Genomic DNA, 6,237 nt, shown 5'->3' on the forward strand with positions numbered 1-6,237 from the left:
CGACCGACCGCTCTGCGGACACTAAGCGGACATAACTTGCTCCTTCAACTTGTGCGATTGCCATGGAGTGTAGTCTAATCGTGGAAGCATTGGAGGACGTCACATTGTGGGTGTCATTGCTTGACCGCCTTTTGACCAAGATCATCCAAGAAGGTGAGCTTGCGGTGACTTGGCCGGATGGGCGTTGCAGCACCTATGGCCGCGGAAAAGGGCCCAGTTCAGCCATAACCCTCCACGACAAAGCGCTTCCGCGCAAATTGGTAATGAACGGCGATCTCGCCTTGGGCGAAGCCTATATGGATGAGACTCTCACAATTTCGCAAAACGATTTACGCGGCTTTGTTTCGCTAATTGTGCGCAATGCGAACAACTATGGTGGTGGGCGTTACGGCACGTCGGTCACAGGGCTGCGCAAGTCACTTAGACGTATCGCACAGTATAATCCCGTTCATATCGCGCGCAGAAATGTCGAACATCATTATGACCTTTCCGCTGATCTCTATGAACTTTTTCTTGACCAAGACCTTCAATATACCTGCGCCTATTTCTCAGATCCGGTGCAAAGCATCGAAGAGGCCCAGGTAGCAAAGAAGGCGCACATAGCCAAGAAGCTCTTAATCGAACCAGGAATGACAGTGATGGATATCGGCTGTGGTTGGGGCGGCATGTCAATTACCATGGCGCGAGACTATGGAGCGAAGGTGGTTGGTGTGACCTTGTCCAAAGTGCAGTTGGAATATGCAAAAAGCAGAGCCGAAGCGGCCGGTGTCGGGAATATGGTCGAATTTCGCCTGATCGACTATCGAGAGGTCGACGAAGAATTTGATCGTATCGTTGTGGTCGGAATGATGGAGCATGTTGGTCGGCCCCAATATCCAACATTTTTTCGCAAACTGCGTGAGAATCTGAAACCGGATGGCGTCGCATTGGTGCATACAATCGGTCGATCCACCGCACCCGGTCGAACGTCGCCATGGATTCACAAATACATTTTTCCCGGCGGATATGCACCATCAATGTCCGAAGCCATGAAGGAGATTGAAAAGCAGGACTTGGTGACCACAGATGTTGAAGTCTGGCGCGGCCACTACGCGCGAACGCTTCAATGTTGGCAGGAAAAGTTCGAGGCCAATCTGGAATCGATCCGCGACCTCTACGATGATCGGTTTCTGCGAATGTGGCGATACTATCTGATCGTATCCGAGATGGCCTTTTCGGAACAGGGCTTGGTTGTATTTCAGTTTCAGCTAAGCCGAGGTCAGATGGTTGTTCCTGTAACCAGAGATTATCTGTGCAAAACGTCTAATCAATCGGGCTGAACTCACGATTTGCGGGCCAATCCGCTATTCGCGGGACAGTCGGTCAAATTCCGCCACAAGGCGCAACGTTTTTCTTTATTGGCCCAACCGACCCGAGCGTGCATATTTGGGCGTCATGAAAAACAAATAGTGAACATGTAAACCAGTTGCCATTCGTTGTGCCCTATGCGTACCGATAAGACGCGAGGTGATTTCAACGGACAAACTGGACTTTTGCGTTTGCGGCGGATGCACGTGCCGAAAACCCAAAACTTTGAACCTATTAAACGCGGATGGTGTGGATGACGTTTGCTCCCAAACACCGCGTTTGCGGCATCGGGTGTCGGTCGCAATCTGGCGTTCGGCGCTTCGCGTTTCGTCCAAATCCACCGGTTCTTCCGTCATCTCTTTGTCCTCCGATTCATCAGCGTTCGGCCGCAGCCGTCAGGCCGGGAGGGGGAGGAGATGTACTTCCAGACGGCTCTCCGGCCTCCATTCCTCTCAGAAACCTGAAAAGTTCGCTGTCCGTTGTCAGGACCAGCGTCGTTCCGCCTGAAATCATGTCCTTGTAGGCCTGCATTGTCCGGGTAAACGCATAGAATTCGGCTGCTTGGGCGTCGATGTTGTAGGCTTTTGCGTAGATCGCAGCCGCCGAGGCGTCAGCCACGCCGCGGATTTCCTCGACGGCGCGATACGCTTCGGATTGTATCTTGTTCAGATCGCGAACCCGGTTGCCGCGAATTCGCGCGGCTTCGCCATTGCCTTCGGAAAGAAAACGTTCAGCGATCTGGCGACGCTCGGAGATCATGCGGTCATAGATCTTCGGACGCACACTCTCATTGTAATTGATCCGCTTGAAACGGATATCGAGAAGCTCGATCCCAAATACACGAACCTTCTCTGAGGCGGCTGCGAAAATCTCCTGTTCCACAAGTGCGCGGCCTTTCTGGATAGGAACCAGAGAACCTATGTCCTGCGCACGCTCCTCATCGGTTAGAAGCGTGTCCCGCAGCGGGATCCGGCCCTTCGTGGTCCGGATAATCTCTATCAACTCGTGTTTTGCGACGGCATTGCGGGTTTCGCTGCCGAGAATATCGTCCAGACGGGATTGCGCGCTGCGCTCATCGCGCAGCCGCAGGAAATATTGCAACGGGTCGGTGATTTTCCAGCGGGCGAACAGATCGACGGAAATGTAGAGCTTGTCCTTAGTGGGCATGTCGGACGGATTGCCATCCCACTCAAGAACCCGGCGGTCGATCCGGTTGACTTCCTGAACGATGGGCAGCTTTAGCTTTAAACCGGCCGTTATAACTGGTTCTCCCACGGGTTTGCCGAATTGGGTGATAATGGCCTGTTCGACTTCGCCAACTGTGTAGAGGGAACCGGAGGCAATCACGCCAACTGCAGCCGCAATCCCTGCAATGAGACCCAGTCTGATGCTCATGACGGATCCTCCTGAAGCCTGTCGAGGTTCAAAAGCGGCAGGATGCTCGCAGTCGATCCTTCAACAATGATTTTTGACAGGATTGTGGGCAGAACATCCTGCAGTGTCTCTATGTATATCCGCCGCCTCGTGACCTCTGGTGCCTTGACGTATTCGGCCAAAAGCGCGGTGAACCGCGCGGCGTCGCCTTCCGCCTCGTTGATCCGTTTCAGGCGATAGCCGTCGGCCTCGCGGATCCGCTGATCTTTCTCGCCCTCGGCCAGCGGAATGACTTTGTTATATTCGCGGCGCGCCTCATTGATCAGGCGTTCCTTTTCCTGCTGGGCCTGGTTGACCTCATTAAACGACGCCTGAACGGGTCCCGGCGGGTTGATGTTTTTCAGCTGCACCTGGTCGATGCTGATGCCCATGGCGTATTTCGTGGACAGAGCCTGCATCTTAAAAAGTGCCTCGCTCTCGATCTCTTGCCGGCCGATGGTGATGACCTCGTCAACCGTGCGGTCTCCAACGACCTCGCGCATCACCGACTCAGAGACGTAGCGCAAAGTCGCGCTTGGCTCGCGTACCTCGAACAGGAACTTCAGGGGGTCCGAGATCCGGTACTGCACCACCCATTCCACAAGCGCGGCGTTCAGATCTCCCGTAACCATTTCGGTTTCACGTCGGCCGTCAGACGGGCTTTGGAAGGGATCACTCCTGCCCGGCGTGGTGAATCCGAATTCCTGCTTCAGCTGCCGTTTCACGGGCACCAGTGTGGCAACGTCGATGCCAAACGGGAATTTGAAATGCAGGCCAGGCGGAACCTCAGCAGTGTATTTGCCGAAACGCTGGACAACGGCGACCGAGTCGCTCGGGACTGTGTAATAAGAAGACCAGGCTGCAACCGCCGCCAAGACTATCGCTCCTGCAACCAGTACCCCTCTCAGAGGCGGCCGCCCTTCAGGGAGTAATCCGCTCAGGCGGTCGCGGCCTTGACGAAGAAGATCGTCAATCTCGGGAGGATTGTTATTCTGTTTGCTTTGCCATGGCCCACGGTCTTCCGGGCCGCCGTTCTGGTCGGGCATATCGTTTTCTCCCTTGCTCGTGCGAACCGGCACTCGGCGCAGACCTTGGCGGTCGGCGGGGTGGATCCACGTGTCTTATTCCCTCTGTGTCGGCATTCCTTCGTTCTCAGCAGCCTGTATTTGTGAGTTTTCTTGTGGCGATGTACCTGTTGTATCCGCATCCCATGTCTCTTTGTCCGCCTGAGATGCGCGCCCGCCCGCGTAGAGATGCCGAAGCTGCATCTCGGAAACACCGTCGGCCTCCATCACCAGCCGAACCATCGGGTCTGCCAGCATTTCTTCGAGGAAAATTTCGGCCAGATCTTTTCCGGTCAGCTTGTCCTTTGCCAGGGCGTCATCGAGGTCGGCCAGTGAAACGGTCAAGGTTCTCGCCAGGCCGGGGTGGGATGCCGGAGAATGCAGCCTCACCGCTACAGATGCTTTCCAGACTTCCGGGTGCAGCTGGTCGGGCGGTGAACACAGTTCCGTTTCAATGTCATACTCTCCTGCCGGAAGCCTCTCGTCGAAGTCAGGCACACTGAAAGGCCGGGCGAAAACCGCAATTGACTTTCTGACTAGCTCGTTCATAGGAGAAGTCCTCTCATCAAAGCGACAAGCGCGCCAAAGCTGCGGCTGCCAGAGCAATGCCCTTGTCGTGGTAGTCCCCGTGGAATACGCCATCCACCTTGACCTCCCAGATCCCATTCCTCTCTCTGACACGGACACGATCAGCTTGCGCGGTTGGATAATAGGGGTGTGCCGATGTTTGTCTCTGTTCCGGTTGGTGCAATGGCTTAACGAGTACGCTGGAGCTTGCCGCCTTTGGCAATTGCGTTTCTCCAAGGGCCATCACGGCGCGAATAAACTCCTCCGCGTAGTCATCCGCGTTCCGGTGGTCATGCTCGTGCCGCACCATGGCCATCGGCTCAACAAAACGCTTCTTCAGGTGCTCAAGAAAACGCGGTTCCGTGTGGGACATGTAAGCAATGAGCGACTGGAGAACCCGTTCATGGGCTAGAACGCGCCGATCAAGATCGGTTGTTTCAGGCAGAGGTGGTGACATGGCGCTGCTCATCCTTCATTGATCGTGTTTTCCGGACGCTCCGGTGACTTGTTTACGTCAAGGGCTGCAAGGCAGGCTTGCGCGATGTCCCGGTTCGGGGTCTCTGTGCCTGGTACCGTCGCCCAGCCAGCCGTCATGAGGGCCTCTCGCTGCCGGAAGGTAGAGGCTGCCCGGATCGCCGCCATCTTGGCAGCCCGTTCCGGATCGGATCGGGCCATGTCCAGACAGACAGGCACCAATGCGGTGGCAACATGTTCACGGGCCATAGCCACGGACCTGTCGTTCGAGGTTCGGCCGGTTACCCAGCCGCCCCAAGAAAATCCAGCTATACTAACAAGTACCGCGCCAGTGACGGCGCCGTAGAGGCCAGGTTTAAGCCATTCGGGAGTGTTCATTGTAGTTCCTCCAGCGGCAAAGCGCCGCCTCGCTATCTTCAGATGTCACATTGAATGCCGTGGCCAAGTGCCGTTTCCAGGTCGGTCCAGGTAATTGGCCGCATTTCTGTTCGGCCCAGCAAACGCCCCTTGCCGTTTATAGTCAGGAAAATCGCTGTTCTGCGGTAGGCCGGGAAACTCAGCGTCTCGACAAGTTCTTCCTCAACCAATACTTCGTATTCACCGGCAGGCAGCTCGTCCGAATATCCGGATAGGGTAAACGGGCGCGGGAAGGTCACGGTGGATCTGATTGAACGCAGCGCCATCTCCGGTCTCCGCGATGTATACGTGCCTTCCGCGCTGCAAGGGCTGCCGTATCCTGATTGCAGAGAGGTAGCCTGCATTTGCGGTCATCATACATTATCCCAGAACCGGGCGATGCGCGCTGACCCATGTTAGCGCCGCTGGGCCCTGGGCAGTGCTGGCGAACCTTGGAGCTGCCCCGATGCTTGACTTCAGAGGTTTGGACACCGGCTGATCTGCGTCAGCGCGTGCTCCAGGCGATGCGGGTATGATCGAAACAATCCGAAACATTTTGATCTTGCCAGAGGAGGCCCCGGTCAGTCGGCACGCTCGCTCCCAAGGTCCGAAAGCACTGAAAAGGAGGAAATGGTGATGCCCGCAGGTGGCATTCTTTACCCGCATAGCCCTGAGTTCGATCGGTTTTTGCAAGCCTTCGTTGGTGAGGATCGGAAGGGCAATGCTGTTACGGTACTTTCGGCCCTTGCAAGGCTAGAACTCGAACCTTGGGAAGAGGCAGATCCCGATTTATTGGATGCTGATTGCACTCATGGGCGCTCTGATGCTTGCGCGGATCTTTTATCTGGCTCAAGCGGGCTAACCTGCGTCAGTACGAAGGCGCTCTGAAACCCGTTAGGTGACATGTGTCCGCTGTGTATTTGGTTGGCATTTTTTTTGAGTACCTGAGGGGCGCGGGGAACATGGAGCTCCCCAA

7 protein-coding genes are annotated in these 6,237 nt (G+C 55.7%); 1 reads left to right on the forward strand and 6 read right to left on the reverse strand.

The genetic code is table 11. The features are described 5' to 3' along the window. Nucleotides 1-62 precede the first annotated feature (62 nt). Nucleotides 63-1,319, forward strand: coding sequence for a class I SAM-dependent methyltransferase (locus AC2FD9_RS21870; protein WP_282121194.1), 1,257 nt, complete (start codon nucleotides 63-65; stop codon nucleotides 1,317-1,319). Between the two features lie 403 nt (nucleotides 1,320-1,722). On the opposite strand, the gene hflC is transcribed toward AC2FD9_RS21870, so the two are convergent. The 6 genes from hflC to AC2FD9_RS21900 form a co-directional block, all read right to left on the reverse strand. After that, nucleotides 1,723-2,742, reverse strand: coding sequence for a protease modulator HflC (gene hflC, locus AC2FD9_RS21875; protein ID WP_010442286.1), 1,020 nt, complete (start codon nucleotides 2,740-2,742; stop codon nucleotides 1,723-1,725). After that, nucleotides 2,739-3,806, reverse strand: a complete 1,068-nt coding sequence (gene hflK / locus AC2FD9_RS21880) for an FtsH protease activity modulator HflK (RefSeq protein ID WP_496838818.1) — start codon at nucleotides 3,804-3,806, stop codon at nucleotides 2,739-2,741. The genes hflC and hflK overlap by 4 nt, the downstream gene beginning before the upstream one ends. Nucleotides 3,807-3,881: 75 nt before the next feature. Beyond that, nucleotides 3,882-4,373, reverse strand: coding sequence for a hypothetical protein (locus AC2FD9_RS21885; protein WP_496838819.1), 492 nt, complete (start codon nucleotides 4,371-4,373; stop codon nucleotides 3,882-3,884). A 16-nt stretch (nucleotides 4,374-4,389) separates the two neighbouring features. Further along, on the reverse strand, nucleotides 4,390-4,848 hold the full coding sequence (locus AC2FD9_RS21890) for a hypothetical protein (RefSeq protein WP_282121197.1): 459 nt from the start codon (nucleotides 4,846-4,848) through the stop codon (nucleotides 4,390-4,392). A gap of 8 nt (nucleotides 4,849-4,856) precedes the next feature. Next, a complete protein-coding gene (locus AC2FD9_RS21895; RefSeq protein WP_496838820.1) occupies nucleotides 4,857-5,243 on the reverse strand; it encodes a hypothetical protein in 387 nt (128 codons plus the stop codon). Nucleotides 5,244-5,281: 38 nt separating this feature from the next. Next, on the reverse strand, nucleotides 5,282-5,548 hold the full coding sequence (locus AC2FD9_RS21900) for a hypothetical protein (protein WP_299665515.1): 267 nt from the start codon (nucleotides 5,546-5,548) through the stop codon (nucleotides 5,282-5,284). Nucleotides 5,549-6,237 lie beyond the last annotated feature (689 nt).

It is taken from the genome of Ruegeria sp. YTSC230 (genome assembly GCF_059609665.1).